The organism is Kribbella sp. NPDC048837 (assembly GCF_055586945.1).
Window position 1 is genome coordinate 1 of sequence record NZ_JBVJHF010000004.1, and the last position, 26,816, is coordinate 26,816.

25 protein-coding genes are annotated in these 26,816 nt (G+C 69.2%); 8 read left to right on the plus strand and 17 right to left on the minus strand.

The annotated features are described in order from the left end of the window. Positions 1 to 138 precede the first annotated feature (138 nt). Positions 139 to 516: a hypothetical protein gene (locus tag ACZ6O0_RS20015; protein ID WP_465766438.1), complete on the minus strand. Its 378-nt coding sequence runs from the start codon at positions 514 to 516 to the stop codon at positions 139 to 141. A gap of 214 nt (positions 517 to 730) precedes the next feature. Between ACZ6O0_RS20015 and ACZ6O0_RS20020 the strand changes: the two genes are divergently transcribed. Then, on the plus strand, positions 731 to 1,318 hold the full coding sequence (locus ACZ6O0_RS20020) for a GNAT family N-acetyltransferase (protein ID WP_465766439.1): 588 nt from the start codon (positions 731 to 733) through the stop codon (positions 1,316 to 1,318). 206 nt (positions 1,319 to 1,524) lie between these two features. Here ACZ6O0_RS20020 and ACZ6O0_RS20025 read toward each other — a convergent pair whose 3' ends face one another. Both ACZ6O0_RS20025 and ACZ6O0_RS20030 read right to left on the minus strand, forming a co-directional pair. Further along, a complete protein-coding gene (locus ACZ6O0_RS20025; RefSeq protein WP_465766440.1) occupies positions 1,525 to 2,676 on the minus strand; it encodes a phosphotransferase in 1,152 nt (383 codons plus the stop codon). 405 nt (positions 2,677 to 3,081) lie between these two features. Further along, positions 3,082 to 3,438 carry a YciI family protein gene (locus tag ACZ6O0_RS20030; protein WP_465766441.1) on the minus strand — a complete coding sequence of 119 codons (357 nt, stop codon included), beginning with the start codon at positions 3,436 to 3,438 and terminating at the stop codon, positions 3,082 to 3,084. A gap of 429 nt (positions 3,439 to 3,867) precedes the next feature. On the opposite strand from ACZ6O0_RS20030, the gene ACZ6O0_RS20035 reads away from it, so the two are divergent. The 5 genes from ACZ6O0_RS20035 (at position 3,868) to ACZ6O0_RS20055 (ending at position 9,662) form a co-directional block, all read left to right on the plus strand. After that, positions 3,868 to 4,986 (plus strand): phosphotransferase enzyme family protein, encoded by a 1,119-nt coding sequence (locus tag ACZ6O0_RS20035; RefSeq protein WP_465766442.1) that lies wholly within the window; start codon positions 3,868 to 3,870, stop codon positions 4,984 to 4,986. Between the two features lie 21 nt (positions 4,987 to 5,007). Then, positions 5,008 to 8,073, plus strand: a complete 3,066-nt coding sequence (locus ACZ6O0_RS20040; RefSeq protein WP_465766443.1) for a helix-turn-helix transcriptional regulator — start codon at positions 5,008 to 5,010, stop codon at positions 8,071 to 8,073. Between the two features lie 96 nt (positions 8,074 to 8,169). Continuing rightward, positions 8,170 to 8,571 carry an ester cyclase gene (locus ACZ6O0_RS20045; protein WP_465766444.1) on the plus strand — a complete coding sequence of 134 codons (402 nt, stop codon included), beginning with the start codon at positions 8,170 to 8,172 and terminating at the stop codon, positions 8,569 to 8,571. A gap of 87 nt (positions 8,572 to 8,658) precedes the next feature. Then, on the plus strand, positions 8,659 to 8,928 hold the full coding sequence (locus ACZ6O0_RS20050; protein WP_465766445.1) for a hypothetical protein: 270 nt from the start codon (positions 8,659 to 8,661) through the stop codon (positions 8,926 to 8,928). A gap of 215 nt (positions 8,929 to 9,143) precedes the next feature. Then, positions 9,144 to 9,662, plus strand: a complete 519-nt coding sequence (locus ACZ6O0_RS20055) for an NUDIX hydrolase (protein ID WP_465766446.1) — start codon at positions 9,144 to 9,146, stop codon at positions 9,660 to 9,662. 70 nt (positions 9,663 to 9,732) lie between these two features. Here ACZ6O0_RS20055 and ACZ6O0_RS20060 read toward each other — a convergent pair whose 3' ends face one another. Beyond that, complete coding sequence (locus tag ACZ6O0_RS20060) at positions 9,733 to 12,126, minus strand: tetratricopeptide repeat protein (RefSeq protein ID WP_465766447.1); 2,394 nt, start codon at positions 12,124 to 12,126, stop codon at positions 9,733 to 9,735. Positions 12,127 to 12,199: 73 nt separating this feature from the next. Continuing rightward, entirely contained in the window at positions 12,200 to 13,042 is an 843-nt protein-coding gene (locus ACZ6O0_RS20065; protein WP_465766448.1) for a uracil-DNA glycosylase, read from the minus strand. Between the two features lie 55 nt (positions 13,043 to 13,097). On the opposite strand from ACZ6O0_RS20065, the gene ACZ6O0_RS20070 reads away from it, so the two are divergent. Next, on the plus strand, positions 13,098 to 13,400 hold the full coding sequence (locus ACZ6O0_RS20070) for an HFCD family protein (protein ID WP_465766449.1): 303 nt from the start codon (positions 13,098 to 13,100) through the stop codon (positions 13,398 to 13,400). Here the strand turns inward: ACZ6O0_RS20070 and ACZ6O0_RS20075 are convergent. Further along, entirely contained in the window at positions 13,380 to 14,801 is a 1,422-nt protein-coding gene (locus tag ACZ6O0_RS20075) for an MFS transporter (RefSeq protein ID WP_465766450.1), read from the minus strand. The genes ACZ6O0_RS20070 and ACZ6O0_RS20075 overlap by 21 nt on opposite strands. 133 nt (positions 14,802 to 14,934) lie before the next feature. Between ACZ6O0_RS20075 and ACZ6O0_RS20080 the strand changes: the two genes are divergently transcribed. Next, positions 14,935 to 15,510, plus strand: a complete 576-nt coding sequence (locus tag ACZ6O0_RS20080; RefSeq protein ID WP_465766451.1) for a TetR/AcrR family transcriptional regulator — start codon at positions 14,935 to 14,937, stop codon at positions 15,508 to 15,510. 93 nt (positions 15,511 to 15,603) lie between these two features. On the opposite strand, the gene ACZ6O0_RS20085 is transcribed toward ACZ6O0_RS20080, so the two are convergent. The 11 genes from ACZ6O0_RS20085 to ACZ6O0_RS20135 form a co-directional block, all read right to left on the minus strand. Next, positions 15,604 to 16,557, minus strand: coding sequence for a Ppx/GppA phosphatase family protein (locus tag ACZ6O0_RS20085; RefSeq protein WP_465766452.1), 954 nt, complete (start codon positions 16,555 to 16,557; stop codon positions 15,604 to 15,606). Continuing rightward, positions 16,550 to 17,032, minus strand: coding sequence for a DUF501 domain-containing protein (locus ACZ6O0_RS20090; RefSeq protein ID WP_465766453.1), 483 nt, complete (start codon positions 17,030 to 17,032; stop codon positions 16,550 to 16,552). Before ACZ6O0_RS20090 ends, ACZ6O0_RS20085 begins: the two co-directional genes overlap by 8 nt. Further along, a complete protein-coding gene (locus ACZ6O0_RS20095) occupies positions 17,029 to 17,637 on the minus strand; it encodes an FtsB family cell division protein (RefSeq protein WP_465766454.1) in 609 nt (202 codons plus the stop codon). The genes ACZ6O0_RS20090 and ACZ6O0_RS20095 overlap by 4 nt, the downstream gene beginning before the upstream one ends. Positions 17,638 to 17,656: 19 nt before the next feature. Continuing rightward, on the minus strand, positions 17,657 to 18,937 hold the full coding sequence (gene eno, locus ACZ6O0_RS20100) for a phosphopyruvate hydratase (protein ID WP_465766455.1): 1,281 nt from the start codon (positions 18,935 to 18,937) through the stop codon (positions 17,657 to 17,659). 59 nt (positions 18,938 to 18,996) lie between these two features. Continuing rightward, entirely contained in the window at positions 18,997 to 19,239 is a 243-nt protein-coding gene (locus tag ACZ6O0_RS20105) for an RNA 2'-phosphotransferase (protein ID WP_465767061.1), read from the minus strand. Next, positions 19,220 to 20,212: a nucleoside triphosphate pyrophosphohydrolase gene (locus tag ACZ6O0_RS20110; RefSeq protein WP_465766456.1), complete on the minus strand. Its 993-nt coding sequence runs from the start codon at positions 20,210 to 20,212 to the stop codon at positions 19,220 to 19,222. The genes ACZ6O0_RS20105 and ACZ6O0_RS20110 overlap by 20 nt, the downstream gene beginning before the upstream one ends. A gap of 9 nt (positions 20,213 to 20,221) precedes the next feature. Then, on the minus strand, positions 20,222 to 20,845 hold the full coding sequence (locus ACZ6O0_RS20115; RefSeq protein WP_465766457.1) for a hypothetical protein: 624 nt from the start codon (positions 20,843 to 20,845) through the stop codon (positions 20,222 to 20,224). 28 nt (positions 20,846 to 20,873) lie between these two features. After that, entirely contained in the window at positions 20,874 to 24,500 is a 3,627-nt protein-coding gene (gene mfd / locus ACZ6O0_RS20120) for a transcription-repair coupling factor (RefSeq protein WP_465766458.1), read from the minus strand. A 13-nt stretch (positions 24,501 to 24,513) separates the two neighbouring features. Then, positions 24,514 to 25,089 carry an aminoacyl-tRNA hydrolase gene (pth, locus tag ACZ6O0_RS20125; protein ID WP_465766459.1) on the minus strand — a complete coding sequence of 192 codons (576 nt, stop codon included), beginning with the start codon at positions 25,087 to 25,089 and terminating at the stop codon, positions 24,514 to 24,516. 42 nt (positions 25,090 to 25,131) lie between these two features. Then, positions 25,132 to 25,776 (minus strand): 50S ribosomal protein L25/general stress protein Ctc, encoded by a 645-nt coding sequence (locus ACZ6O0_RS20130; RefSeq protein WP_465766460.1) that lies wholly within the window; start codon positions 25,774 to 25,776, stop codon positions 25,132 to 25,134. 278 nt (positions 25,777 to 26,054) lie between these two features. After that, the gene (locus ACZ6O0_RS20135) at positions 26,055 to 26,816 is read right to left on the minus strand and encodes a DUF1932 domain-containing protein (RefSeq protein ID WP_465766461.1); all 762 of its coding nucleotides are present in this window, start codon (positions 26,814 to 26,816) and stop codon (positions 26,055 to 26,057) included.

The window sequence follows — 26,816 nt, forward strand, 5'->3', positions numbered from 1 at the left end:
ACCAGCGTGGGCAGCCGCGATGAGAGCGACAGCCCGGGCGCCTGGACCGAGCCTCGCCAGGCACCGGTCCTGAGTCAATGGAACAAGCAGCCGCGTTCCGCGCGATCATGACGATGAGCGAGTGCCGAGGTCGTGCGGTCAGTGTCCGTCGAACGCGAAGCGCTCACCCGCCTGCGGGTCATAGAGCGGACAGCCGAGCCCGATCGCTACATTCACGATGCGGTTCATGTCGTCGCCAGACATGCCGCGACAGTCCGCTCGAAGGTGGTGCCGAGACCACGTGACTTCGAGTCCCGCTCGTTGACTCGGGCTGACCCACATGAGCCACTCACCGGGGCCGTTGGCCTCCCGCGAGGCCCCGGGAAATGAAGCCACCAGTGCGTCCAGGAAAGCATCCACCGGTATGTCGTTGAGACCCGGGACCGATCCTCTCTCGTCCATCAGCTCCTGATAGATCGATTCCGGGTCGAGGGTCTGGGAAGCGTTCTGCTGCCAGAAGACGAGTTCGTAACTCACGCGGGGAGTCTGGCATGGGGTCGTCGCGACGTCGGACGCAACGCACGGACATGCCGCGGTCCGCGCACTGTGGTGCCGATGAGCGTGCCGGTCCGTGCGCCCCGGAGTGGAAAACAAGGTCACACTCAAGGACCTGCTTGGCAACGGGGCGCGCCGGCCTGGCGGCGTGGGCTACCGGACGCTGATCGTCCGGAATCGGGGGTACGTTGCTGGCATGTCCGACTTCACGATCAAGGCGCTCACGCCGGAGACATTCGACGACTTCGCCGCTCTCGTCGAGCGGAACAAGGGCATGTTCGCCAGCTGCTGGTGCACGCATTTCCATCCCGACTGCGCGGAGAAGGGCCAGAGCGCCGAGGGGAACCGGGCGCTCAAGCAACGTCTGGTGGCCGACGGGATCGCGCACGCGGCGCTGGTCTACGACGGCGACAGCGCCGTCGCCTGGGCGGAGTACGGATCACCCGAGGAACTGCCCAACATCCAACACCGCAAGGAGTACGTCGCTACTGCCGAGCGACTGCCCGACTACCGGGTCACCTGCATCCTGGTCGAGCGCGGCCTTCGCGGTCAGGGCCTGGCGGCGATCGCGCTGCGTGGAGCCGTCGAGCTGATCGCGCAGGCCGGCGGCGGCCTGGTCGAGGGCTACCCGCACGACACCGGCGGGGTCCGGAAGAAGAACTCGTCGTTCCTCTACAACGGCACCCGCACGATGTACGAGCGCGAGGGCTTCACCTACGACCGGCCCAAGGGCCTGGGCAACTGCGTCATGGTGCGCGAGGTGGCCCCGAGCACGCGCGACTGAATCGGCCCAGCGCACCACACGAAGACGACGGGCGCCGTTCCTACGAGTTGCTCGGCTTCGCCACGATTGCGCGTACGTGCACGCTTTCGTGGGACCTTATGGCCGGCTCTCTCGACTGATCCGCAAGGCGGATGCCAGCAGTCCCTTAGACCCGGTGTGGACGGCAGCCGGCCGATCACCGATTGGGGATCCCTCACCGGCACGGGTCAGTGCCGGTCGAGTCTCGGGGAGCTCGCGCCGACGATGGGTCGGGCGAGGGTCGGGCTTCCTGGACGCGGCCAACCGGTTGCTGGCGCGCGTCGAAACGCCTCGCGGCCGAGCTCCAGGAGCAGCTGGGCAAGGCTGTGGCGCCGGTTGAGGACATCCTCCAACGGGCGCCGGTAGAACGCTTCTGCGGCTTCGCGTCGATCATGATCGATGATCATTCGAAGCACTGGCCCTATCTCCAACAGTCCGAGCCCCAGCGCCAACTGTGTGCAGTACGTCAGGCGTATTGCAGCAGTCTCTGCCTCTCCGATCGCGCCGAGACCGCGGATGTAGCCGTCGAAGATCGCCTTGTCCAGGCTGTCGGCTTGTTCCACGTCGAAGTCGAAGTAGGCGATGGCGTAATGAAATAGCGTCGCAGCGTCCAGGCCGATCGGAGCAGTGGCAAGGTTCGCCCAGTCGATCGCGGTTGTCCTGCGAGGCGATCGCGGCAGCAGGTTGTTGCGCTGGGCATCGCCATGACAGACACCCCGGGGTGCCGAGGCAACAGCCGCTGCGATCGGTTCGCGCCGCTCCCACAGCTGATGCAGACCGCGGGAGATATCGGCCGGGTAGACCTGTCGGACCAGCCGATCGTTCGAGTGCCGGTCGAGCAGTTCCAGGCTCTGCTCCATGAGGTCAGGACGGCCACACAAGTCGCGCATCGGGACCATCCCGGCCGCCGAGACGCTCACGGGCGAACACGATCCCGTGAACTGACCAAGATGCTCTGCTACCCGAGCAAACGCCTCGGCTGTCCATTCACCGGCCGCACTACTTTCGACCAGTTCCAGCCAGATGCCAACACCACCCCCAGGACCTTCCGAGATGCCGTAGAACCTGGGACAGCTGAGCCCGCTCTCCCCAGCCGGAAGCGCAGCACTGGCATACAGATCTGCTTCCCGAGGCAGGTTGGAACACTGTGACGACCCGTCGACGAACTTCACCACCAATGAACTCGGACCCCCGCTGACTTCGTCCAGGTCCACGCGATACACGCCGCGGGTAGACGCCAACCGCGGCTGCCACAGGCCACGCACTCCCGTGACCACCACGCCGTCACATCCCAGGACTCGCTGCACCGCAGAGGTGACATCCTCAGCTCGCAAATCCATACAGCGATGATCTCAGTGACAATGCCCGGCAGGATCCGGATCCTGGCATGCTGCAGAGCCATCCACTACCGGCCCGGACCGCGCCACGTGCCTATCCGAGTGAGCCAGGTGTCCGCACGACTCGCCCGGTCCTACTGCCCGGCCAACCGGCCTCGTCGTCCGAGGCGCGAATCCAGTTGCGTCCCTGTAGGCGGCGGGTTGAGCTCTGCTCTCCACATGGCTCGGGTCCGCGGTCACTGGCTTGCAGGCCGTCTCGGGTACCGCTGCCACGCCGGTGTTGGTGTGGCAGCGGAACCCGAGCGAGGTTCTTCGCGAGATGCAACTGTTCCGTGGACACGTACTAGCGGCGTGGCCGAGATGTTGGCATCGCCTGGGTCAGCTCTCCGATGACGCGTCGCGACCTCATCACTGGGTCCTGGGTTGCGGCTTGAATCGTCGAACGTCATGCGGCCAGTCGCAGGCCTCCGCAACCTTGCCGGCCCACATCTTGGCGACCTCGTCATCGGCCACATCCACCAGGGCGAACCCGCCCAGAAACTCCTTGGTCTCGACGTACGGTCCGTCGGTGATCAACACCTCGCCACTGGTTGGGTCGGCGCTGTAGATCGGGCCGTCCTCCTCCAGCCCCCCGGCGAAGACATAGACGCCGGCAGCCTTCATCTCGTTCACGACCGCCATGGCGAGCGGCCCCCGCCCGCGGAACCACTCTTCGGTGTGGTCACCCACCCACTGCTGGTTGAAGTAGATGAGGTACTGGGGCATGTCTGCTCCTTCTGCTCGAGCGGACCCGCTGTCCGCCTCCACCTACGCTACGAACGGCGTCCGGTGGATCCGACAGGCGATCGGCAAAAAGATTCGCGGGACCTCACGAGTTCAGCCCCCGCGCAGGCGCGCTGTGTCCCTGTTCGCGGTGATCATCCGCCCCTGCCACCAGCTACGAGTAGCCCAACCGCACTCATCTGCCGCGTTGCCGGGCGCAGTCGGTCGCCGTTGCACCTCCGTTGCCGTTGACACGGCCGCCCGGGCCCGGCACGATCGGTGCTTGGCGTTGCCGACGCCCAGCCTCCTGAGGACCTGCCCCAGCCGGGCCCTCGAGAAGGCGAAGGGGATCCTGCCCTCAAGGCTGCTGCCATCCAGGCCTGTTTCGAGTGCCGCTTCGCTGGGGGAATGGGCACGTCGAGGAGGCTTGTCATGACCAAAGAGGGCAGTTTCAAGCGCGCAGTACGTCAGCGGGCACAAGCGACCGGATTGCGGTACACCGAGGCCCGGGCCGCGCTGGAGAAAGGCCGTACGTCGCCGTTCGCCCGAACTCGCCCCGTCGAGTTCGCGGAACTGAGAGCGCACCTCGAGACGCGATACGGCATCAGCATCACCTCGATCGCGCCCATCGATGACGACCCCGAGACGCGGCCGAGCGGGTCCTGGGTCGGCCACTACCCCTGGACGCTGGTCGTCAAGCGAGCGGACGGCTCGCCCTGGATCGCTCGAGTCTTCTCGTCGGCAGCGGACACGGTCGGCCGCGTCGAGGGCGATGCGGAGATCCTGCGGTTCCTGGCCTTACACGACTTCCCCGCCGAACGGCCCGCGCACGACGATCCGGTGTCGGTGCTCGAGGGGAACGGCGTGATCGTGACCGAGTACGTCGAGGGCGGACGCCCGACCCAGTCGCCGGCAGTGCTCCACGAGCTGGCGAGCCTGCTCGGCCGCCTGCACAAACTGCCCGCGGCCGGTGGCGCGGTCGCGCGGGACGGAGGGGCGGAGGAGCACGACGGCGCCTTCTTCGTGGGACGACCGAAGCAGGATCTCGCGGCGGCGATGAGCTTTCTGGTGAGCGTCGAGGACGCCGTCCCTCCCGAGGGTCGCGAGATGTTCGAGTGGCTCCGCGACAAGGTCGAGCACGCCGACGACGCGGAGGGCCTGCCCGAGGCGTTCACCCACGGGAACTACCACGCATGGGCGGCCGTCGGCACGCCGGGCAACCTCGCCATCGTCGGCTGGGCAGGGTCCGGGCGCGGACCCCGCCTGCCCGCCCTCGCCTGGCTGCTGACGACCGCGGGCGAGGGCGACGGGGAGGGCATCGACGCGGTCGCGCGCGGGTATCGCGAGCACATCCAGCTCACCGGCGAGGAGCTCGAGCGGCTGCCCGGCGTACTGGCCATGCGACCGCTGTGGCTGGCGTGCCTCGACTACCGGGAGTCGGCGCGCAGCGGGTCCACCCCGACGATGGACGAGGGGTGGATCGGCTGGCTCGCGCGCCCCGAGCACGCCGAACGACTAGCCGCCCGGGCGATCGCGTCGTTGCGAGGCTGAGTCGCGCGGACCAACCGGGTCGTGACGACCGATCGTGACGACATCCGCCCCGGCGAGCCACTGTGGCCGCTGGGCCATGCCGATGTCAGGGCGTCCTCTGTGCGACGAAGATGCCCCTGGCGCAAAACGGTGCAGCGAGAGGCATTCCGCCCACTAGGACGCTGCGCTCCGGTGGCCCAGAGTGGCCGGGCGGCCGCGGAATGCTTGCCGGCTTGGGACGGCTGGACTCCGGCACTGGGCTTGGAGGAGCCTGTGAACGTGTCTTCTCCGGGGGGTCTGGTCGGCCGGGAAGTCGAGCTTGCCCTGGCTGCGGCTGCCGTGCGCGATCTCGGCGAGGGCAGCGCGTCGGCGCTGGTGATCGAGGGGGAGGCGGGCATCGGCAAGACCCGTCTGGTCGAGCGCGTCGTCGATGACGCGCGTTCTCGAGGAATTGCCGTGTACGGCGGCCAGGCACATCCCTTCGAGCGCACTCGCCCGTTCGGTGTGGTCGCAGCGGCTCTGGGTCTGAGCCGGCGGTCGCCCGACCCGCGCAGGGCTGCGATCGGCGAGCTGCTGGGCGGCCGGGGCCCGGGGTGGTCTGCGCCTGCCGCCGGCGACATCCAGTACCGGGTCGTTGAGGAGATCGTCGATCTGGTCGACAGCACCTGCTCGGAAGGCCCGGTGCTGCTGGTGGCCGAGGACATCCATTGGGCCGACAGCGCAAGCCTCTTGACGATCCTGTCGGTGGCACGGCAGCTTCCCCTGGCCGCGTTGCTTGTCGTGGTGACAGCGCGGTCCTCGCCGCAGTCAGCTCAGCTGGAACGGCTGCTCGCTGATCTGGCGGCCGGAGGCGCGCACACCCTGCGGCTCCAGCCGTTGTCGTCCGACGAGGTGGCCGCGCTCGCCCGTGGGGTGCTCGGGGCGTCTCCTGGCCCCGCCCTGACCGCCATGCTGGCCAAGGCCGGCGGGAACCCGCTGTGGGCCGTGGCCATGGTGCGCTCACTGGCCGATGAAGGACAGCTGCGCCGCACCGGGGACATCATCGACGTGACGACCTCGGAGCTGCCGGCCTCGCTGGGTGACCTCGTGGTTCGGCGGCTTCGCGACCTGCCCCCGGCAACGCTGGAACTGCTGCAGGTCACGGCTGTTCTGGGCGATGCCGTTTCGCTTCGCGACGTCGCGGCCGTCACTGGCCGACAGCCTGCCCAGGTGGTCGCTCAGCTCAGCCACGCGTTCGACGCTCAGCTCCTGGACGAGGCTGACGAGCGCGTTGTGTTCCGGCACCAGCTCGTGCATGACGCGATCTACCAGCACGTGCCGCCCCCGGCCCGCCGCCTCCTGCATCGTGAGGCAGCGGTCGTGCTCATGGCCGGGGGCGCTGATCGATTGGACGTGGCGGATCATCTGATCCTTGGCGCCGAGCGGGGTGACGAGCAGGCGGTTGCCTGGCTGCGGGACGCCGCCCGCGAGGCGTCGGCTCAGGCACCGTCGGTCACCGTCGAGCTCATGCGCCGCGCCGAAGCGCTGCTGCCCGGCGGTCATCGCGAGGCTGACCTGGTGTCGGCGGAGCTGGTCCAGGCGCTGCTGCGCGCCGGGAAAGTGGCCGAGGCGTCGGACCGTGCGCAAACAGTGCTCGCCCGGCACCACGCCACGGAGGTGGACACACCGTTGCGCGTTGCGCTTGTCGGTGCACTGGCCCTCCAGAACCGCGCCGCCGAGCTGGTCGCCGTCGTCCAGGCCAGCCTCGCAGACTCTGCCCGGCTACAGCCCTCCGACCAGGTGCTGATGCTGGCTCAGCAGAGCTGGGCCCTGACCTACACGGGCGACCCGAGGGCGGGTGAAGCGTCCGCCGGCGAGGGACTCGCCATCGCCGAGCAGGCGAGCGATCCGGCGATGACGGTGTGGGCACTGACAGCGTTGATGGTGGCGGAGGGCCGGCAGGGCCGCTTCGGTCAAGCGCTGACCCACGCCCGGCGGGCAGCTCTGCTGGCCGCGGACTCGCGCGACACGAGATCGCTGCCGCTGCAGCCGAAATTCTTCCTCGGCCTGGCGCTGTTCGACTGTGACCTTGTCGGCGAGGCGCGAAGGGCGTACCGGGATGCTCTCGACGACGAGTTCGGCGCGGGGTTGTGGCTCTCCGAGACGCTCATGGCCGACGCCCAGGCGTCCTTCGCCATCGGGGAGTGGGACGACGCCGTACCCGGCCTGATCGCCGGCGGCCAAGCCGCGCAGGAGAAAGGCAACCCACTCCTGGTGTCTCAGTCGCTCGCTTATCGGGCGATCATCGCGACGGCCGTGGGAGATCACCGGGCCGCCGGCGAGCTGACCGCCGGCATCGCCGCCTCGCTGGACGGCGACCAGCTGAGCTACAACGCTGGAGTCCTCGCCTTCGCGGTGGCAGGGCTGAGGGCGGCCGAGGGCGACCATCAGGCTGCCTATGACCTGCTCCTGCGGTGCTGGCGGTTCGACGCGGCACGGGAGAGCCGTTACTACCATCGCTGTCTCGCGCCCGATCTCGTGCGCCTGTGCCTGGCACTGGGTCATCGTGACGTCGCGGCCGAGGTGGCCGGAGCCGTTGCAGAGGGAGCAGCCTTGGCACCGGAGGTGCCGACGGTGCAGTCCCTGGCGCTGCGCTGCCAGGGCATGGTCGACGGCGAGGTCGAGCCGATGCTCCAGGCGGTCTCGCTCGCCCGTCAGGCGCCGCTCCTGGTCGAGCACGGCGGCGCGTGCGAGGACGCGGCGAGCCTGCTGGCCCAGGGCGGGCGGCGCGACGAGGCGGCGGCGCTGCTGACGGAGGCACTGGAGCGCTACGACCAGGCGGGCGCCGATGCCTGGGCAGGCCGCATCCGGGGACGGTTGCGCGCACTCGGTGTCCGGCCCGGCTCGCGGGGGTCGAGGCACCGCCCGGCCGGCGGCTGGGAGAGCCTCACCACGACCGAGCAGGCGGTGTCGCGGCTGGTGGCAGAGGGACTCACGAACGGTGCCGTGGCCAGGCGGCTCTACATCTCGCCGCACACCGTCAACACCCACCTCCGGCACGTGTTCGCCAAGCTGGGCGTGTCGAACCGGGTCGCGCTCGCCGCCGTCGTACATCACACGATCGAGTGATGTCTCCGCCGCTCGCAGCTCACAGAATCGAACGCAGGCAGCAACGCACGCTGCAACCACGTACAAGGGGGTGCCACGGTGGACCACGCTGCGACGATGCGGAGTACCTACGAGCTGATCAATGCGGGAGACATCGCCAGGTTCGGCGACCTCGTCGCGGACGACTTCGTCGAGCACCAAGGTGGGTTGGGCTTTCCCACCACCAAGGAGGGGATGCTCGACTTCTTCCGGGCGCTGCTGACCTCGTTTCCCGACTTTCGGATGAACGTCGAGGACCTGATCGCCGACGGGGACAAGACCGTGGCCCGAGTCAGGGTCTCGGGGACGCACCGGGGTGAGTTCATGGGTGTGCCGCCGACCGGTACGGGCGTCGACGTGGAGCTCATCGACATCATGCGATTCGACGGAGCCGGCCTGGTCTGCGAGCACTGGGGTGTCGCGGACCTGCTGTCGCTCATGCAGCAGCTCGGCGTCGTCCCCACAGGCGCTCCGGCGTAGCACACGCCGGCAGAGCCAGTTGCCTCGATTTCTCAGAGATTGCTGCCCAGACGATCTCGAACAGAACACACCGCGCAAGGAGGAGTTATGCCCACGATCATCGTGACCCACGAGGTGACCGACACCGACCACTGGATCTCATCGCCGAAGCGGGAGGAGCTCCTGCCCTCGTTGGGCGCCAGCAACATCCAGACGTTCGTGAATCCTCAGGACCGGACGAAGGTCGGATTGGTCATGGATGTCGCGGATCTCGACGTTCTCTTCGCTGTGCTGGAGAACCCGTCGGACGAGCTGGCCGAGGCAATGAAGTACGACACGGTTCTCCCTGACACGATGGCGATCTTCATCGCGTCCTGAACCCGGCGAGCCCTGGTCGGGCGCCGTCCGGCTGTCGGAGTGACGTCCGGACCTGCCGCGATCCGCTCATGCCGATGAGCAGTGGTGCCCAACACGCATCTTTCCGGCTCGACAAGCCTTCCCAGACTGCTCTGATTCGTTGCCTCGTCGCCGCGACGACCTCGCGTGCCCATCACCGGCTTGCGGCCTGCCGCCGGCGCCCTGATCATTTGTGCATGAACGAGACGCCTGCCACGGCGAGGCTACGACGTGCCGTCCGGGCGGTCATCCTGGCCGATCATGACCGTGTTCTGCTGTGCCGCTTCAGCTTCCCGCATCCAGCTGTACCGACGGGCGCAACCGTCGTATGGGCGGCCCCGGGCGGCGGGATCGAGCCCGGTGAACTGCCGCTGGCGGCACTGCGCCGGGAGCTGCACGAGGAGACGGGTCTTGTCATTGACGCCGACCCGCCTCACGTCTGGCACCAGGAGGTCGCCACTCGCGGCCAGGCGGACGGCTACGACGGGGTGGTCAACGACTACTTCCTCGTCCGCACCACGCGCTTTGATCCCCGCGGCGCACTGTCCGATGACGACCTCGCCGCCGAGCACATCAGCGGGATGCGATGGTGGCGGCACGCAGACATCGCCGAGTACGGCGGAACCGACCTGTTCTCGCCCCGTGACATCGCCACACCGCTGGCGGCGCTGATCGCCGGTGACATCCCGGGCACGCCACTGAAGCTCGGCCTGTGATCTCCCTGGGCACTTGCAGCAGCGCCTGGCCCCGCTAGCGATCGTGGAAGGGGCGGTCCGGTGTCGTCGGCTACTGATCGCGCTCGAGGACGCGGAGATAGTCGAGTTTCCGTTTCGCGTACTGAATCACCGTGGGATCCCCGGAGTCCATGACGAGTTGGTACGCGGTCCGGGCCGCTGCAGTCTCGCCCTCCTCAGCGAGCAGGTCGCCAAGATCTGTCGCGGCATACGCGGCCGGTGCAGACACGCCGGAGTCGATAGCAAGTTGCCAAGCAGCCTTGGCGGCGGCCAAGTCCCCTTCGCGGGCCAGGATCCGACCGAGGTCTCTCGCAGCCCATGCAGCCGGAATCGGCTCATCTGCGTCGATGGCGACCTGGGCGGCAGCCTTTGCTGCGACCAAATCCCCTTCGCGGGCGAGCATCTGACCGAGGTCTCGCGCAGCCCATGCAGCCGGAGCCGACCTGCCGGAGTCGATCGCAAGCTGATATGCAGCCTTGGCGGCGGCTATGTCTCCCTCACGTGCCAGCAAGTCACCGAGGTCCTTCGCGGCCCACGCGGCCGGAGCGGACTCATCCGAGTCGATCGCCAGCTGGTACGCCGCTTTGGCCGCAGCAGTCTCGCCAGCTCCAGCGAGCAGGTTTCCCAGACCTCTGGCGGCGTGTGCAGCCGGTGCGGGCTCGCCGGAGTCGATCGCGAGCTGATACGCGGCCCTGGCCGCCGCCAGGTCTCCCCCGGCCAGCAAGTCACCGAGGTCCTTCGCCGCCCACGCTGCCGGAATGGACTCATCCGAGTCGATCGCCAGCTGGTACGCGGCCTTGGCCGCAGCCGGCTCGCCGGCACCAGCGAAAAGGTTCCCCAAACCCCTCGCGCCGTAGGCGGCCGGCGACGGCTCGCCGGAGTCGATCGCAAGCTGATAGGCAGCCTTGGCCGCGACCACGTCTCCCTCGCCGGCCAGCAGATCACCGAGGTCCTTCGCGGCCCACGCGGCCGGAAATGATTCGCCTGAGTCGATCGCGAGCTGGTACGAGGCCTTGGCCGCCGCGATGTTGCCGTCATCAACAAGCACGTCACCGAGAAGACCTGCGGCATAGGCAGCGTAAGGAGATACATCCGGGTCTCGGCCGATCTGTTGCCGGGCCGTCTCCAGTGCCGGCAGTTCGCCACCGTCGAGCAACCGATCCAAGGGCAGGTCGACCGACGAGCCCACCAATGCGCCGCGGAGCCAGGCAGCCTTCGCGATCCGGGGCAGACCGGCATCCCTCGCTCGCACGCCCAGCCAGATGAACTGTGACGGGGTCGCATCCAGCATCGCTGCGTTCCAGCTTTCATCCGGAACGGGCCTGCCCTCGCGGGTCAGATACTCCAGGAGGTAGTCGAACACCCGCCATCCGCCCTCGCCCGGCTCGAGCAGTCGCAGGTTCCCGACGATCGGTGTCGACGCCCATTGCAGGGCAGCTCCGTTCTCCTCGTCGGCGACGCGGGTCAAGGCCGGCCGGTACGCATGGGCAAGCTCGACCAGACGCGGCTCGGAGATCACCTCGAGGCCGATCCGGCGCCAGTCCGCCGCGGCCCGCAGCATCGCGACGCCGACCGGATGCTGCGAGATACCCGAGTTGAACCGGTCGGTCGCCAGATATCCCCCGCCGACGTACTCGGCGAGCCCGTACTGCAGCACTCCGCTGCGCAGTTCACTCGGAACCTGATCGGCGATGCGCTGCCGCTCGGCCTCGGTATCGAGCATCCACACGCGTTCGAACTTCTCCAGCACCTCCCACGCCGCGAGGCGGACCTCCCCCGTGGGCTGGAACGCCTCGTACGCCGAGCTGCGAACGGTTCCCACGATGCGGCAGTTCCGCTCGCGCATCAGGTCGATCCATTCGGTCCGGAACGGCTCCTCGCCGGACAGGTACACCTCGATGTCGTCGAGCCAGACCACCGTGTCGCGCGGACACCCTTCGGCCATGAGCCTGGCCACACCGCCCGGGCGCTCCGGAATCCAGATCGGCCAGTCGCCGTACAGGTCACGGACGACATGCGCGGCCAGGTGGGTCTTCCCGGCCATCGAGTGACCGAGCACCAGCGTCGGGCGACCCTCGATCAACGAGTCGCGCACTCGTCCTTCACAATCCCGGTTCTGATAGCCGACGCCGACGCTGGCCTTCTGCACCCGGAAGTCTTCGAGCACCAGTTCACTGATGAGCGGCAGCCGCGTCCGGTCCGCCACACCTCGGCTGCTCGTTCGCAGGAGCTGATCCCGACGATCCTCGTCGGCGGCGCGAGTCGTGGCTCGAGTCAGGAGGACACCACCGACCGCGGAGAGTACGCCGAGACCGATCAGGGCCCAACTCGGTCCTTTCCAGCGATCGATGACCACGCCGATCACTGCGATCACGCAGCCGACCGCCACCAACCCCGTGGACGTCGTTCGCTTCGAGAACCACTCGAACCCGTCACCGTCCGCCACCCGGAAGACCCTACCGACCACCGCTGCGGCGAGAAACCCCGATCTGACGATGAGTCACCGCATCGGGTGATGCTCACAGGCCGGCGATGTTCTTGGCTCTGGTGAGGACGGCGTCGAGCATCGGCTCGGTCAGTTTGCCGGTGAAGGTGTTTTGCTGGCTGGGGTGGAAGCAGCCTAGGACTGTCACCGTGCCGTGGGGGGTTTTGATGGGGTGTTCTACGGCGTGGCCGAACCTGGGGCGGGGGCGGGGGACGGTGGCGCCGGATGCGGCCAGGGCGGACAGGAGAGCGTCATAGCCGAATTTGCCCAGGCAGATGATGGCTTGGGTGGTGGGGAGGACGAGGTTCAGTTCGGCGCGGAACCAGGGGGCGCAGGTGTCGCGCTCCTCGGGGGTGGGTTTGTTGGCGGGTGGGGCGCAGCGGACGGCGGCGATCATGCGGGTGGCGATGAGGTGGAGGCCGTCGCCGGCGTGTTCGCTGGTGGGCTGGTTGGCCAGGCCGACGCGATGCAGGGCGGCGAACAGCCAGTCGCCGGAGCGGTCGCCGGTGAAGACGCGGCCGGTACGGTTGCCGCCGTTCGCCGCGGGGGCGAGGCCGGCGATCAGGATCCGCGGCTCGGCGGCACCCCAGCCGGGGATCGGGCGGCCCCAGTACGGCTGGTCGGCGAAGGACTTTCGCTTGCCCACGGCAACTTCTTCCCGCCACTCCACCAACCGCGGGCAGGCCCGGCAGACAGAAACCCGAGCCTCCAGCTCGTGCAAGGCCCCGGGCCCGGTCGCGTCCCCCGCCAACCGCACCACCTCACTCGCATCGTGGGCCACCGGAGTACGTCGTACGGCGGGGTCCTCCGGCCAGCCTGTTCCCGGCGGGACCGGGCTTTCGAACAACTCCCCGGTGAGCGGATGCGGAAGCTTCATCCGTTCAGACTAGAGACATGAGCGTCGTTGGAGTGGTCGCTGAGCGCCGATCGATGTGTTCGTGGCGGCGCCGGCGAGTGCGACCACGGTGGCCAAGCTTGCGCTCGGGATCGGCGGCAACCAGGCGTTGAGTGTGCTGTCGGAGGGGCTGGGGAGTACGCCGATGGTCGTGTTCCCGCGAGTGAACGCGGCCCACGCGAGGCATCCCGCGTGGGCCGGTCATCTGGCGACGCTGCGCGCGGCAGGCGTCGTACTCGTGGAGTGGGAGCTGCTCGAACCGCGGACCGAGAGCGGACGTGAGTTGCCGTGGGACCGGGTTCTCGCAGCGGTGGATGGGTTAGGCGACCAGCTCCTCTGAGGGCTGTGCGACCGGCACCGCGACGCGACGCGCCTTGGGGATGGCCAGGGCGAGGAGTACTGCGGCGGCGGCGAAGGTGGAGAGGAGGAGGAAGGTGTCGGTGAAGCCGGCTTCGGCGGGGAGGCCGGTGGGCTGGATGTGGCCGGTGATGATCGAGCTGGCGAGCGCCGTACCGATCGAGCCGCCGATGGTGCGGATGTTGGCGTTCATGCCGGTGGCGGCGCCGGTCTGCTCGCGCGGGACGTTCTGAACGATCAGGCTGGTCATCGACGCGTAGGCGAGCCCGAGCCCGACGCCGAACAGCGCGGTCGACAGCGCGACCTGCCACGGCTCGTCATGGAACTCGGCGAACGCGAGCGCCGCGACCAGGCTGAGCGCGGAACCCCAGACCACCTGGGCCTTCACGCTGAACCGCGGAGCCAACGGCCCGCTCAGGGAACCGGTGACGGCCATCGTGACCAGCATCGGCAGCATCAACAGACCGGCCTGCGTGACACTCGAGCCGAACCCGAAGCCCGCGACGGTCGGGATCTGCATGAACTGCGGTACGAATGCGTACACCGCGAACATCGCCGCGCCGAACAGCAGCGCCACCAGGTTCGTGGTCCAGATCGCCGGCAGCCGCATCATGCGCATGTCGATCAGCGGGTTCCGCGAGCGCAGTTCCACGGTGATCCAGGCGACCAGCAGTACGGCGGCAGCCGCGAACAATCCGATTGTCGGCAATGAGGCCCAGCCCCACGACCGGCCCGCGCTGAGCGGGAGCAGGAGCGCGACCAGCCAGCCGGACAGCAGCGTGGCGGCCAGCCAGTCGATCCGCCCGGGCACCCGGTTCGGCGACTCGGGGACGTAGCGGCGAACCATCACCGCGGACAGCGAGATGACGATCATCGGGATCCAGAACAGCCAGCGCCACCCGAGCGACGAGACGATCGGGCCGGCGAGAACGATTCCCAGCCCACCGCCGGCGGCGATGATCGCGGAGACCACGCCGACCATGGACGGCACCCGCTCGGCCGGGAACTCGTCGCGGATGATGCCGAACGAGAGCGGGAAGACCGCTCCGCCGACGCCCTGGACGACGCGGGCGACGATCAGTACGCCGACGTTGGGGGCGAGCGCGGCGAGGAGGCAGCCGACCGCGAGGGCGATCAGGCCGAGCAGCAGGGTGCGCTCCTTGCCGTACATATCGCCGATCCGGCCGAGCAGTGGGGTCGCCACCGAGACTGACAGGAGCAGCGCGGTGAACACCCAGGTGACGGTGCTCGCGGTCGTGTGCAGATCATGCTGAATGACGGGCAGCGCCGGGCTCACCAGCGACTGCAACATCGAGAACGAAGCCACCACCGTCGCCAGCACCGCCAGCGTCAGCCGTGGGTTTCCAGACCTGATTTCAGGCATGCAGAAGTCCTTCGAAAGGGGTGTGAGCGCGCCACTCGCGGCGGCGCGGGAGTTCCCCGGCCTGGTAAAGTCGAGGTATGCCTCCACTATAGCGGAGGGGTGCCTCCGGTAACAACCTGGATAGAGTGATCGCGTGGTGACTGAGCAGACCAGGCCCGCCCTGCGGGTCGACGTACGACGGCCGCAGCGGGCGGACGCGCGGCGGAACTTCGACGCCCTGCTCGCCGCCGCCCGGGACGCGTTCGCCAGCAAGGGCACCGACGCGTCGCTGGAGGAGATCGCCCGGAACGCCGGGGTCGGCATCGGGACGCTCTACCGGAACTTCCCCACCCGGCTGGACCTGCTGAAGGCGGTCTACCTGGGTGAGATCGAGGAGCTCTGCCAGGCGGCGGAGGATGTCGCGGACCTGCCGCCGTGGGACGCGCTGACCACCTGGCTGCGCCGGTTCGTCGAGTACGCCGCGACCAAGCGCGCGATCCACGAGTCGCTGAACCGGGAGTCCGAGATGTTCAAGGACGCCCGGGCAGCGATGTACGAGGCCGGTACGCCGTTGTTCGAGCGGGCCCAGGCGGCCGGCGAGGCGCGCACCGACCTGTCCTTCGACGACCTCGTCCGCATGGTCAGCGGCCTCACCGGCGGGTCGTTCGTCGACGACCAGCAGCGCGAGCGGGTCCTGCAGATCGCGCTGGACGGTGTGCGCGCCCGCTGATCAGAGAGGCGAGGGCGGCGCGCGTTCTTCCTTTTGACTTGAGCGTATAGCGATCGGTCGTTGGCGGTCGTGGGTTATCCACAGGCGGCCGGGTCAGCCGAGGGACAGTGCGACGCCGTCGAGGATGTCGTGTTCGGAGACGAGTAGGTCGTTGACTGCGAGGCGGTCGGCGAGGCGTTGGAGGATGAGGGCGCCGGCGCCGATGACGTCTACTCGGCCGGGGTGGATGGAGGGTACGGCGGAGCGGGCGGCGCGGGTGGAGGTTGTCAGCCAGGTGGTGGCGGTGCGGAGGTCCGCCTGAGTGAGGCGGGCGTGGTGGACGGCGGTGCGGTCGTACTCCGGGAGTCGTAAGGCGACGGCCGCGACGGTGGTGACTGTGCCGGCGACGCCGATCAGGGCGCGGGCCTCGCGGATGGGGACCGTGGAGCTGTCGAGCAGGGCGTCGACGTCTTTGGTGATGGCTGCCAGCTCGGCCGGTGTGGTGGGGTCGGAGGTGACGTGGCGCTCGGTCATGCGGACTGAGCCCATGTCGAGGGACTGGGCCGCGATCACTCCGTTGGCGTCGCCCAGGACGAGTTCGGTGGAGCCGCCGCCGATGTCCGCGACGAGGTAGGGGCCGGGTACGTCGACGGCGGCGAGGCCGGCCGTGGCGCCGGCGAAGGTCAGCTCGGCTTCTTCGGCACCCGAGATGATCTCCGGCTCGACGCCGAAGCGGTTGGCGATCCCGGTGAAGAACTCGTCGCGGTTGCTCACGTCGCGGGCCGCGGACGTGGCGACGAACCGGGTCCGGGAGACGCCGGCCGCACGGATCGCGGCGGCGAAGTCGTCGGAGGCCGCGAACACGCGCTCCAACGCCGATGGTGCGAAGGCGCCCGTCGCGTCCACGCCCTGGCCGAGCCGCACGATGGTCATCCGTCGATCGACTTCATCCAGCGAGCCGTCCACCAGGTCGGCGATCAGCAGCCGGATCGAGTTGGTCCCACAGTCGACCGCGGCGACGCGGTTGGCCACACGGGCCGCGGCGGGCGCGGCGACGCGGTTAGACACACGGGCCTCGGCGGCCCCAGTCTTCCAGGGCTTCGAGGGCCTCGTCGCCGAGGGGGTTGATGCCGGGGCCGGCGGCGAGCGAGTGGCCTACCAGGACGTGGAGGCACTTGACGCGGGTCGGCATGCCGCCGGCGGTGATGCCGGCGATCTCCTCGACGTGCTCGATCGACTCGCGGTGGGCGAGGTACGCGTCGTGCGCCGCCTGGTACCGCGCGGCCAGCTCGGGATCGGTCGCGAGGCGATCCGTCATGTCCTTCATCATCCCCTCGGCCTCGAGGGTGCCGATCGCGGACGCCAGCCGCGGGCAGGTCACGTAGTACGTGGTCGGGAACGGCGTACCGTCGGGCAGCCGGGGCTCGGTCTCGACCACGTCGGGGAGACCACAGGTGCACCGGTGCGCGATCGAGCGGATGCCCCGCGCGGTGCGGCCCAGCTGCTTGCTGACGGCTTCTTGATCGGAAGGACTGACGCTCACCGGGTCACCTTAGGCGACGGCGTGAGGAGCGGCTTCGGGGTCGGTTGGGCCGGGGTCGGCACCACCGCCGGAGCCGGCGGCTTACCCGCGCCCTCCACGCTCCCCCAGAGCTTGGTGTACCAGGTCGGCTTCTGGGCGTCCGTCGTACCGTCCGAGGGCGCACTGGGCTCCGGCGGCGCGCCGACCGGCTTGCCGTCCGCGCCGATCACCCGGTAGCCGACCTCGCCGGGCATCACCCACCCGAGGCGCTGCCGTGCCTGGGCCTTCACGAACGCGTCGTCGTCCCAGCGCTCGATCTCGTCGTTCAGCTCCGCGACCCGCTTCTCCCGGTCCCGGATCTCCTGCTGCAGCGCGGTGATCTGCTGGTGCTGGTCGAACCACACCCGCAGGCTCTGCGCGTACGACACGATCAGCGCGCCCAGCACGAGCAGTACGACGGCCGCCCGGCCGGTGAGGTTGCGTGAGCCCCGGGTCCGGACCGGGCCGGCCGAGGTCCCCGTCGTACGGCGTTTGGGCTGGTCGCCCCGCCGGGCCGGTGGACGCGACTGGGTCCGGCTCGACGGACGCGAGCCGGGGCGTGCACCGGATTCCCGACGGGACGGCATGTCAGCTCAACTCCTGAGGTCAGCCCTGGTAGCGCGGGAAGGCCGAGCGACCGGCGTACGTCGCCGCGTCGTCCAGCTCCTCCTCGATCCGGAGCAGCTGGTTGTACTTCGCGGTGCGGTCGGACCGGGCCGGGGCGCCGGACTTGATCTGGCCGCAGTTCGTCGCGACCGCGAGGTCGGCGATGGTGGTGTCCTCGGTCTCGCCGGAGCGGTGGCTCATCATGCAGGTGAAGCCGCTGCGGTGGGCCAGGTCGACCGCGTCCAGGGTCTCGGTCAGCGAGCCGATCTGGTTCACCTTCACCAGCAGGCTGTTCGCCGCCTTCTCGGTGATACCGCGCTGCAGCCGCTCGACGTTGGTGACGAACAGATCGTCGCCGACGATCTGGATCTTGTCACCGAGCTGACCGGACAGGTTGATCCAGCCGGACCAGTCCTCCTCGTTCAGCGGGTCCTCGATCGAGACGATCGGGTACGACGCGACCAGGTCGGCGTAGTAGGCGATCATCTCGTCGGCCGACTTCTTGCCGCCCTCGAACGCGTACACGCCCTCGGTGAAGAACTCGCTCGCGGCCACGTCCATCGCCAGCGCGATGTCGGTGCCGAGCTTCAGACCGGCCTTCTCGACCGCGACCGCGATCAGGTCGAGCGCCTCGCGGTTGCTGGCCAGGTTCGGTGCGAAGCCGCCCTCGTCACCGAGGCCGGTGGACAGGCCGCGCTCCTTCAGCACCGCCTTCAGCGCGTGGTAGACGCCGGCGCCCTGCATCAGCGCCTCGGCGTAGGTGGCCGCGCCGATCGGGGCGATCATGAACTCCTGCACGTCGACGTTGCTGTCCGCGTGCGCGCCGCCGTTGAGGATGTTCATCATCGGGACCGGCAGGACGTGCGCGTTCGGGCCGCCGACGTAGCGGAACAGCGGCAGGCCGGAGCTGTCCGCTGCCGCCTTGGCGACGGCGAGGCTGACGCCGAGGATGGCGTTGGCGCCGAGCTTGGCCTTGTTCGGGGTGCCGTCCAGGTCGAGCAGCGCGTGGTCGATCAGCCGCTGCTCGTGGACGTCGTACCCGACGATCTCCTTGTCGATGTCCTCCAGGATGGCGGTGATCGCCTTCTGAACACCCTTGCCGCCGTACCGGGCCTTGTCACCGTCACGTAGCTCGACGGCCTCGAACTGACCGGTGGACGCACCCGAGGGCACGGCCGCCCGGGCTACGGTGTCGTCGTCGAGAAGAACCTCGACCTCGACAGTGGGGTTGCCGCGCGAGTCGAGGATCTCGCGGGCGCCGACGGCCTCGATGGTGGCCACATTGACTCCCAAGTTCTCGATGACGAATCGGTCCGAGCCTAGCCTCCAGACCACCAGGCTCAGTGGACCGCGTCGGCCCTAACGATCGCATCCGGGGGTACTTCCCGCGTCAGTAACACTCCGCTGGATGCCCGAAAGACCGCGAGAGCAGGTGAGAGCCGGTCCCGGGGCAGCTCGAGCAGGCTCAGTACGTCGGCGATCGACGCCCAGCCGTCCGCACTCATCGTGAGTCCACGCTCACCCGCCGTGTGCCTGAGCAGCCTGGAGATCGCGCGGCTGGTTTCAGCCGGCGGATTCGGCAGCGCGGATCTCGGCGGCCAACTGCTGGATGGTGGTCCGGAGCGCCTGCTCGGCGTCGATGCCGAGCCCGCGGGCTTCCCGCACCAACGCGAGCAACTCCGCACCGATGCGCTCCTCGTCAGAGCCCGGCGCCGGCAACGCCGGATCGGCGGGGAGGACCTTGGCCGCGCGGCCGAGGATCTTGTCCGCGAGGGCGAGGGCGGGCAGTGCGAGCGGGATGCCTTCGAGGACGGAGGATCGCTGCTTCTCCGCGGCCTTGATGGTCTCCCAGTTCGCTTCGACGGCGGCCGCGTCCGCCGCGTCGACGGTGCCGAAGACGTGCGGATGCCGGCGGATCAGCTTCTCGACGATGTCACCGGAGACGTCGTCGATCGAGTACCCCTCGTCGGTGTCCTCCTCGGCGATGCGGGAGTGGAACGCGACCTGGAGCAGGAGATCGCCGAGCTCCTCGCGCAGGTGTGCGCGATCGCCGGTGTCGATCGCCTCGAGGGTCTCGTAGGTCTCTTCCAGCAGGTACTTCGCGAGGCTCTCGTGGGTCTGCTCCTGGTCCCACGGGCAGTTGCGGCGGAGGCGGTCCATCACCCGCACGAGGTCGATCAGGCGCGCGCCGGGTACGTCGTACGAGCCGTGCAGGATCTCCACGTCGTACGGCGGACGTGGGTCGCGCGTGAGCTGGTCGGCGACGACCCGGAGCAGACCGGGCTCGCCGTCGTCACCGACGAGCCAGGCGACCCGGCTGCCGGACGCCGCCGCGGCAGACATCCAGGCCCAGTGCTCGGCGACGCCGCCCTCGACCTGGGTCACCGCGATTCCGGAACCCACCAAGGCCTGGACATCCGGCCGCAAGGGACCACCCGTGGCGCCAACGGACTCGGCGTCGGTGAAGGCTTGCCAGGCGGCGCGGGTGAGCAGGCCTGGCGCCACCCGCGGGCTGGTCAGGACGACCGTGATCCCGCCCGTGGTGTCACCAGGCATCAGGCGTCCTCAGCCCTGGCCCTGTTGCTGCTGCTGCGCCTCGGCGGCTTCGCGCTTGGCCTTGGCCTGCGCGGACTCCTGCGACAGCGAGCCGGAGATGTTGCCGTCGATGGCACCGTCGGTCCACTGGCCGAAGCGCGGCGCGATGGCGATCTTGATGTCCTTCGACGCGTCCTTGACGGCCGCGATGCCGGCCTGCTGCTTCTGCTGGGCCTGCGGGTCGTTGACGCCGGTGCCACCGCCGAGCTTGATGGTGGTGACGGCGGCCGCCGCGACCTGGTTCAGGAAGTCGCGCGAGACCGGGTCCTGCTGGAACTTCTGGAAGGACTCCTCGTCGCTGACGACGAGCTTGGCCGCCTCGGCGGTCTCCGCGTCGCTGACCGAGATCCCCTTCTCCTCGCGGATCTGCTCGACCAGGACGTTGTTCACCATTTCGCTCAGCGTCACGCTGGTCGCGAAGTCCTCACCGAGGGCCGTGGTGACCGCGCGGGAGGTCTTGTCGACGTCGCCGACGCTGATCTCGGTCCCGCCGACCACGGCGGCCGCGCCCGGGTGCGTCCCCGCCGCGCAACCACCGGCCAGCAGCACCGTCGCCACTGCCACACCGAGAGCCCGAAGCCGTCGTGTGCTCACCGAATCTCCTCGCATGTTCTCATCAGGTTCACGCCGGCACCCCGACCGGTTCGGCGATCACGTCGTCGATCAACCGGGTGCACCACTGCAGCAGCTCCTGGTCGCGGAGCGGCTGACCGGCGACCGGCCGGGTGGCAGGTCTCGGCACCAGGATCGTACGCAGTTGCGGCTTCACCAGACTCTTCGGGTACAGCCTGTTCAGCCGCAGCACCTTCGAATCGGGCAGTTCGACCGGGCCGAACCGGATCAGGTTGCCCTGCAGGGTGACGTCGTGCAGACCGGCCCGGCGGGCGTGGTTGCGGAACTTCGCCACCTCGATCAGGTTCAGCACCGGCTGCGGGATGTCGCCGTACCGGTCGTGCAGTTCCTCGACCAGCTCCGCGATCCCGTCCTCGTCGCGGACCGCGGCCAGCCGCTGGTACATCTCCAGCCGCAGCCGCTGCGACGGGATGTAGTCGTGCGGCAGGTGCGCGTCGATCGGCAGCTCGATCTTGACCTCGGGCTCCTCGGCCTGGGTGTCGCCGCGGTACTCCGCGACCGCCTCGCCGACCAGCCGGACGTACAGGTCGAAGCCGACGTCCGCGATGTGCCCGGACTGCTCGCCGCCGAGCAGGTTGCCGGCGCCGCGGATCTCCAGGTCCTTCATCGCGACCGCCATACCGCCGCCCAGGTCTGCGTGCTGTGCGATCGTGGCGAGCCGGTCGTGCGCGGTCTCGGTCAGCGGCTTCTCCGGCGGGAAGAAGAAGTACGCGTACGCGCGCTCCCGGCCACGACCGACCCGGCCGCGGAGCTGGTGCAGCTGGGACAGGCCGAGCAGGTCGGCGCGCTCGACGATCATCGTGTTCGCGTTCGAGATGTCGATCCCGGACTCGACGATCGTCGTACACACGATGACGTCGGACTGCTTCTCCCAGAAGCCCTGGATGACGTTCTCGAGGGTGTGCTCGTTCATCTGACCGTGCGCGACGCTCACCCGGGCCTCGGGGACCAGCTGGCGGATCCGGGCGGCCGCCTTCTCGATCGTGTTCACCCGGTTGTGGACGACGAAGACCTGGCCCTCGCGGAGCAGCTCGCGCCGGATCGCGGCGGTCACCTGGCCTTCCTCGTAGGCGCCGACGAAGGTCAGCACCGGGTGCCGCTCCTCCGGCGGGGTGGCGATCGTCGACATCTCGCGGATCCCGGTGATCGACATCTCCAGCGTCCGCGGGATCGGCGTCGCGGACATCGTCAGGACGTCGACCGCCGTCCGCAGCCGCTTCAGCTGTTCCTTGTGCTCGACGCCGAACCGCTGCTCCTCGTCGACCACGACCAGTCCGAGGTCCTTGAACGCGACCTCGCCGCTGAACAGCCGGTGCGTCCCGATCACCACGTCGACCGACCCGTCGGCCAGACCGTCGATGGTGGCCTTGGCCTCCTTGTCGGTCTGGAACCGCGACAGCGGCGCCACGTTCACCGGGAAGGCGGCGTACCGCTCGGCGAAGGTCGCGTAGTGCTGCTGCACGAGCAGCGTCGTCGGAACCAGTACGGCGACCTGTTTGCCGTCCTGCACCGCCTTGAACGCGGCCCGGACGGCGATCTCGGTCTTGCCGTAGCCGACGTCACCACAGACGATCCGGTCCATCGGCATGACACGTTCCATGTCGTGCTTCACGTCGTCGATGGTGGCCAGCTGGTCCGGCGTCTCCACGAACGGGAACGCGTCCTCCAGCTCGGCCTGCCACGGGGTGTCCTTGGCGAACGCGTGCCCCTTGGTCGCCTGGCGGGCGGCGTACAGCTTGATCAGCTCGCCGGCGATCTGCCGGACTGCCTTGCGGGCGCGGCCCTTGCGCTTGGCCCAGTCGCCGCCGCCCATCTTGTCGAGCGACGGCTGCTCGCCACCGACGTACCGGGTGACCTGGTCGAGCTGGTCGGTCGGCACGTACAGCCGGTCGCCGGGTTGCCCGCGCTTGCTCGGGGCGAACTCGATCACGACGTACTCGCGGGTGGCCTTCTGGGCGCCCGTGCCGACGGTCCGCTGCATCATCTCGACGTACCGGCCGACGCCGTGCTGCTCGTGCACGACGTAGTCGCCGGGCTGCAGCTCGAGCGGGTCGATCGTCTTCTTCCGCCGGCTCGGCATCCGTTGCTGCGAACGCCGCTCGGCCGCCGAGCGCTGACCGGCCAGGTCGTTCTCGGTGAGCACCGCGAACTTGATGCCGTCGGCAATGAACCCGTGGTCCAGCTGGCCCTGCGAGATCAGCACGACGCCCGGCTCGGGCACCGAGTCAATCCCGTCGACCGCGCGGGCCGGCAGCTCGGCCTCGGAGAAGACCTCGGCCAGACGCTGCGCCGGGCCGTGGCCCTCGGTCACGCAGACGACCCGCCAGCCGTCCCGCAACCAGCCGCGGACGTCCTCGACCGCGGCCGCCGTCTCACCGCGGTACGGGTCGACCTCGTGCGCCGCGATCGTCCGGCTGCGGACCGCACCGGCGTCGGTGTCGATGTCGAACGAGACCCGCTCGCCCATCGAGTCGCGCAGCTCCGGCGTATCGGTCGGCGCGGCCGTGAACGGCGACAGGCTCCACCAGGCCAGCCCCTTGCCCAGGGCCTGCGACCGGACGTCGGCCAGCGACATGTACGCCGCAGCCCCCAGGTCGATCGGCGCCTCGCCACCACCGGCGGCCGCGGCCCACGACGCCTCCAGGAACTCCTGGCTGGTCGCGACCAGGTCGTGCGCCCGGGCGCGGACCCGCTCGGGGTCGCTGACGACGACGTGCGTACCGGCCGGCATCAGGTCGACCAGCAGCTCCATGTCGTCGACCAGAACCGGAGCCAGCGACTCCATGCCCTCGACCGCATGCCCTTCGGCCAGCTTCTCGAACAGCTCGGCCAGCTCCGGGTGCTCCTTGGCCAGTACGGCGGCGCGCGACCGGACCTCGTCGGTCAGCAGCAGCTCGCGGCACGGCGGAGCCCAGAGCCCGTGCTCGGCGATCTCCAGCGAGCGCTGGTCGGCGACCGCGAAGTACCGGATCTCTTCCACGTCGTCGCCGAAGAAGTCGACCCGCAGCGGGTGCTCCTCGGTCGGCGGGAAGACGTCGATGATGCCGCCGCGGACCGCGAACTCACCACGGCGCTCGACCAGGTCGACCCGGTGGTACGCCGCGCCGGCCAGCGCCTCGACGACCTCCTCGAGCTCCATCGTGTCGCCGACGTGCAACTGCACGGGCTTGAGATCGGCCAGCCCGGCGACCTGCGGCTGCAGCACGGACCGCACCGGCGCGACCAGGATCTTGATCGGCCCGGTGGTCTCGTCCGACGGATCCGGGTGCACGAGACGACGCAGTACGGCGAGCCGCCGGCCGACCGTGTCGGAGCGGGGCGAGAGCCGCTCGTGCGGCAGCGTCTCCCAGGCCGGGTAGTAGGCGACCGTGCCGGGCTCGACCAGGCACTGCAGGGCCTCGGTCAGCTCCTCGGCCTCGCGGAAGGTCGCCGTGACCGCGAGGACGGGCCGGTCGGCGCCGTTCTGTCCGGAGGCGAGCGCGGCCAGCAGCACCGGGCGCACCGGGCTGGGCGCGCTCAGGTCGAGGGTCGTGACGCCGTCCGCCTTGGCGTCACGAACGGCCTCGGCTACCACCGGATCGGTGATCAGCGTGTCGACGAGACCGCTCAGTTTCACGAGTTGTCCATCTCTAGGAGTTGTATCGCCCTTGGGTGGCTTCGAGGCCGTCGGTGAGCAGGGATTCCACCGCGTCCGCGGTCCGGTCGGCGGCGAACGGAAGGTCCTTGCGTTCGGTCGAGGAGAACTCGTTGAGGACGAAGTCGGCGGGAGCCTGCCGGCCCGGCGGACGACCCACACCGAACCGGACTCGATAGTACTCACCGGTGCCAAGCGATTTCCGCAGCGACTTCAGCCCGTTGTGACCGTTGTCCCCGCCGCCGAACTTGCACCGCAGGACACCGAAGTCGATGTCGAGCTCGTCGTGCACGACGACCAGGTTGGCCGGCTCCAGCTTGAAGAACTTCAGCAGCCCCGACACCGGGCCGCCGGACTCGTTCATGTACGAGCGGGGTTTGGCCAGGACGGTCCGGATCCCGCTGATCCGGGTCTCGATCACCTCGGCCTTGACCTGCTTGTGCTGCTTCCACCTGCCGCCGGTCCGGGCGGCCAGTTCATCGGCCACCAGGTGCCCGATGTTGTGCCGGGTGCGGGCATAGGAAGGGCCGGGATTCCCCAGTCCGACGACCAACCACACGTCGTCCGCCACGGATCCCGGCCCTCCTGCTGTGTCTGTGTACTGAGGCGCAGACTACTCAGCCGCGGCGGCCACCGGCTCCTCGGCCGGGGTCGGCTCGTCCCTCTCGATCCCCGCCTCGGCCTCGGCGCCGGCGAGCTCGGCGTCGACCTCCTCGGCGGTCTGGGCCTGGGTGATGTTCACGATCAGGGTCTCCGGGTCGATCGCCAGCGTCGTCCCGGCCGGGAACTGCAGGTCGGAGGCGTGGATCTGGGCGCCGACGTCGAGGCCCTCGATCGAGACGGTGACACCGTCGGGGATGTGGGTCGCCTCGGCCTCGACCAGCACGCTCGGGTGCTCCAGCACGACCAGCGTGTCGCTGACGGCGTCGCCCTCGAGGTGGACCGCGACCTCGACCTGGACCTTCTCGCCACGACGGACGATGACCAGGTCGACGTGCTCGATGAAGCCCTTCAGCGGGTCGCGCTGGACCTGCTTGGGCAGCGCCAGGTGGCTCTCGCCGCCCTCGACCTCGATCATCAGCAGGGCGTTCGCGGTCTTCAGGGCCAGCATTGTGTCGTGACCGGGCAGCGTGATGTGCACCGGGTCACTGCCGTGGCCGTAGAGGACGGCGGGAACCTTGTTGTCCCGGCGGATTCGGCGGGCAGCACCCTTGCCGAACTCCGTGCGCGATTCGGCTTGGATCTTGACCTCGGCCACGAGATGAACTCCTCAGGTGCGTTGCGGTGATCAGTTGTCTAGGTGGAACTCGGCTGCGGCCTCAGCGGGCGCCTGGTGACCCCGAGAAGGCGTCAGGCAACGAACCACCGCGTCGATCACGGAGCCGCGCCCATCAGTTCTCGGGGGGCGTCCCTCGCCGAGGCAACCAAAACAGTCTACCCACCACCCCGCCCAGACAGGAAATCCGTTCCCCCAGGCACTTCCCTCCCCGGCGGGCTCACCGGTCGTGACCGGTTTTCCACGCACCGGCGAGCCGTTCAGCTCAGTTTGGTCCAGACCTGTCGGAGGGCGCGGGCCGCGTCGCCGTCAAGGCCTGCGTCGTCCAGGGTCTCGGCCAGCTCGTCGAACTCCGGGCCCCAGCGCCAGGCCACGCTCCTGAGGTTCTCCGGCAGCTGCGGATCCTTCAGCGATCCCGCGTCCGCACGAACCTGCTGCGCGGTCAGGGCGTCCGTGACTCCGTGCTTCTCGGCGAGCTGGAAGGCCAGGACCGCCAGCGCCGCCTTGCCCTTGTTGTAGAGGGCGTACGACGACTTCGCCGCACTCGCCGCACCGGGCTCGGTGCCGACCACCATCGGGGTGACCGCGGTGCCGGCCCAGAGCTCGGCCGCCTGCTCGGCCGCGCCACCGGACAGCATCAGATGCGTCGGGCTCGGCCCACCGGTCGGCGGCGGACCCACCACACCGGCGTCCACGAAGGTCGCCTCCGACACCGCGGACTGGGCCTCGCGCAACGACATCGGGGACAGCGGGTTCGCCTCGATATACAGGCCGCCGAATCCGGCGCTGCCGACCTGCTTCGCGATGTCCACGGCGCCTTGCGGTGCGCACGAGCACAACACCACGTCGGCCTCGCGGACCGCTTCGGCGAACGGCGTACCGATCAGGCCGGCCTCGGCCGCGCGTGCGGCGGACGCCTCGCTGCGGCCCTCCGGCACCCAGTGCACTTCATGGCCGGCCACAACCAACTGGGCAGCCAGCTTCGAGCCCATCGCGCCGGGATGGAAGACAGCGATTCGCAT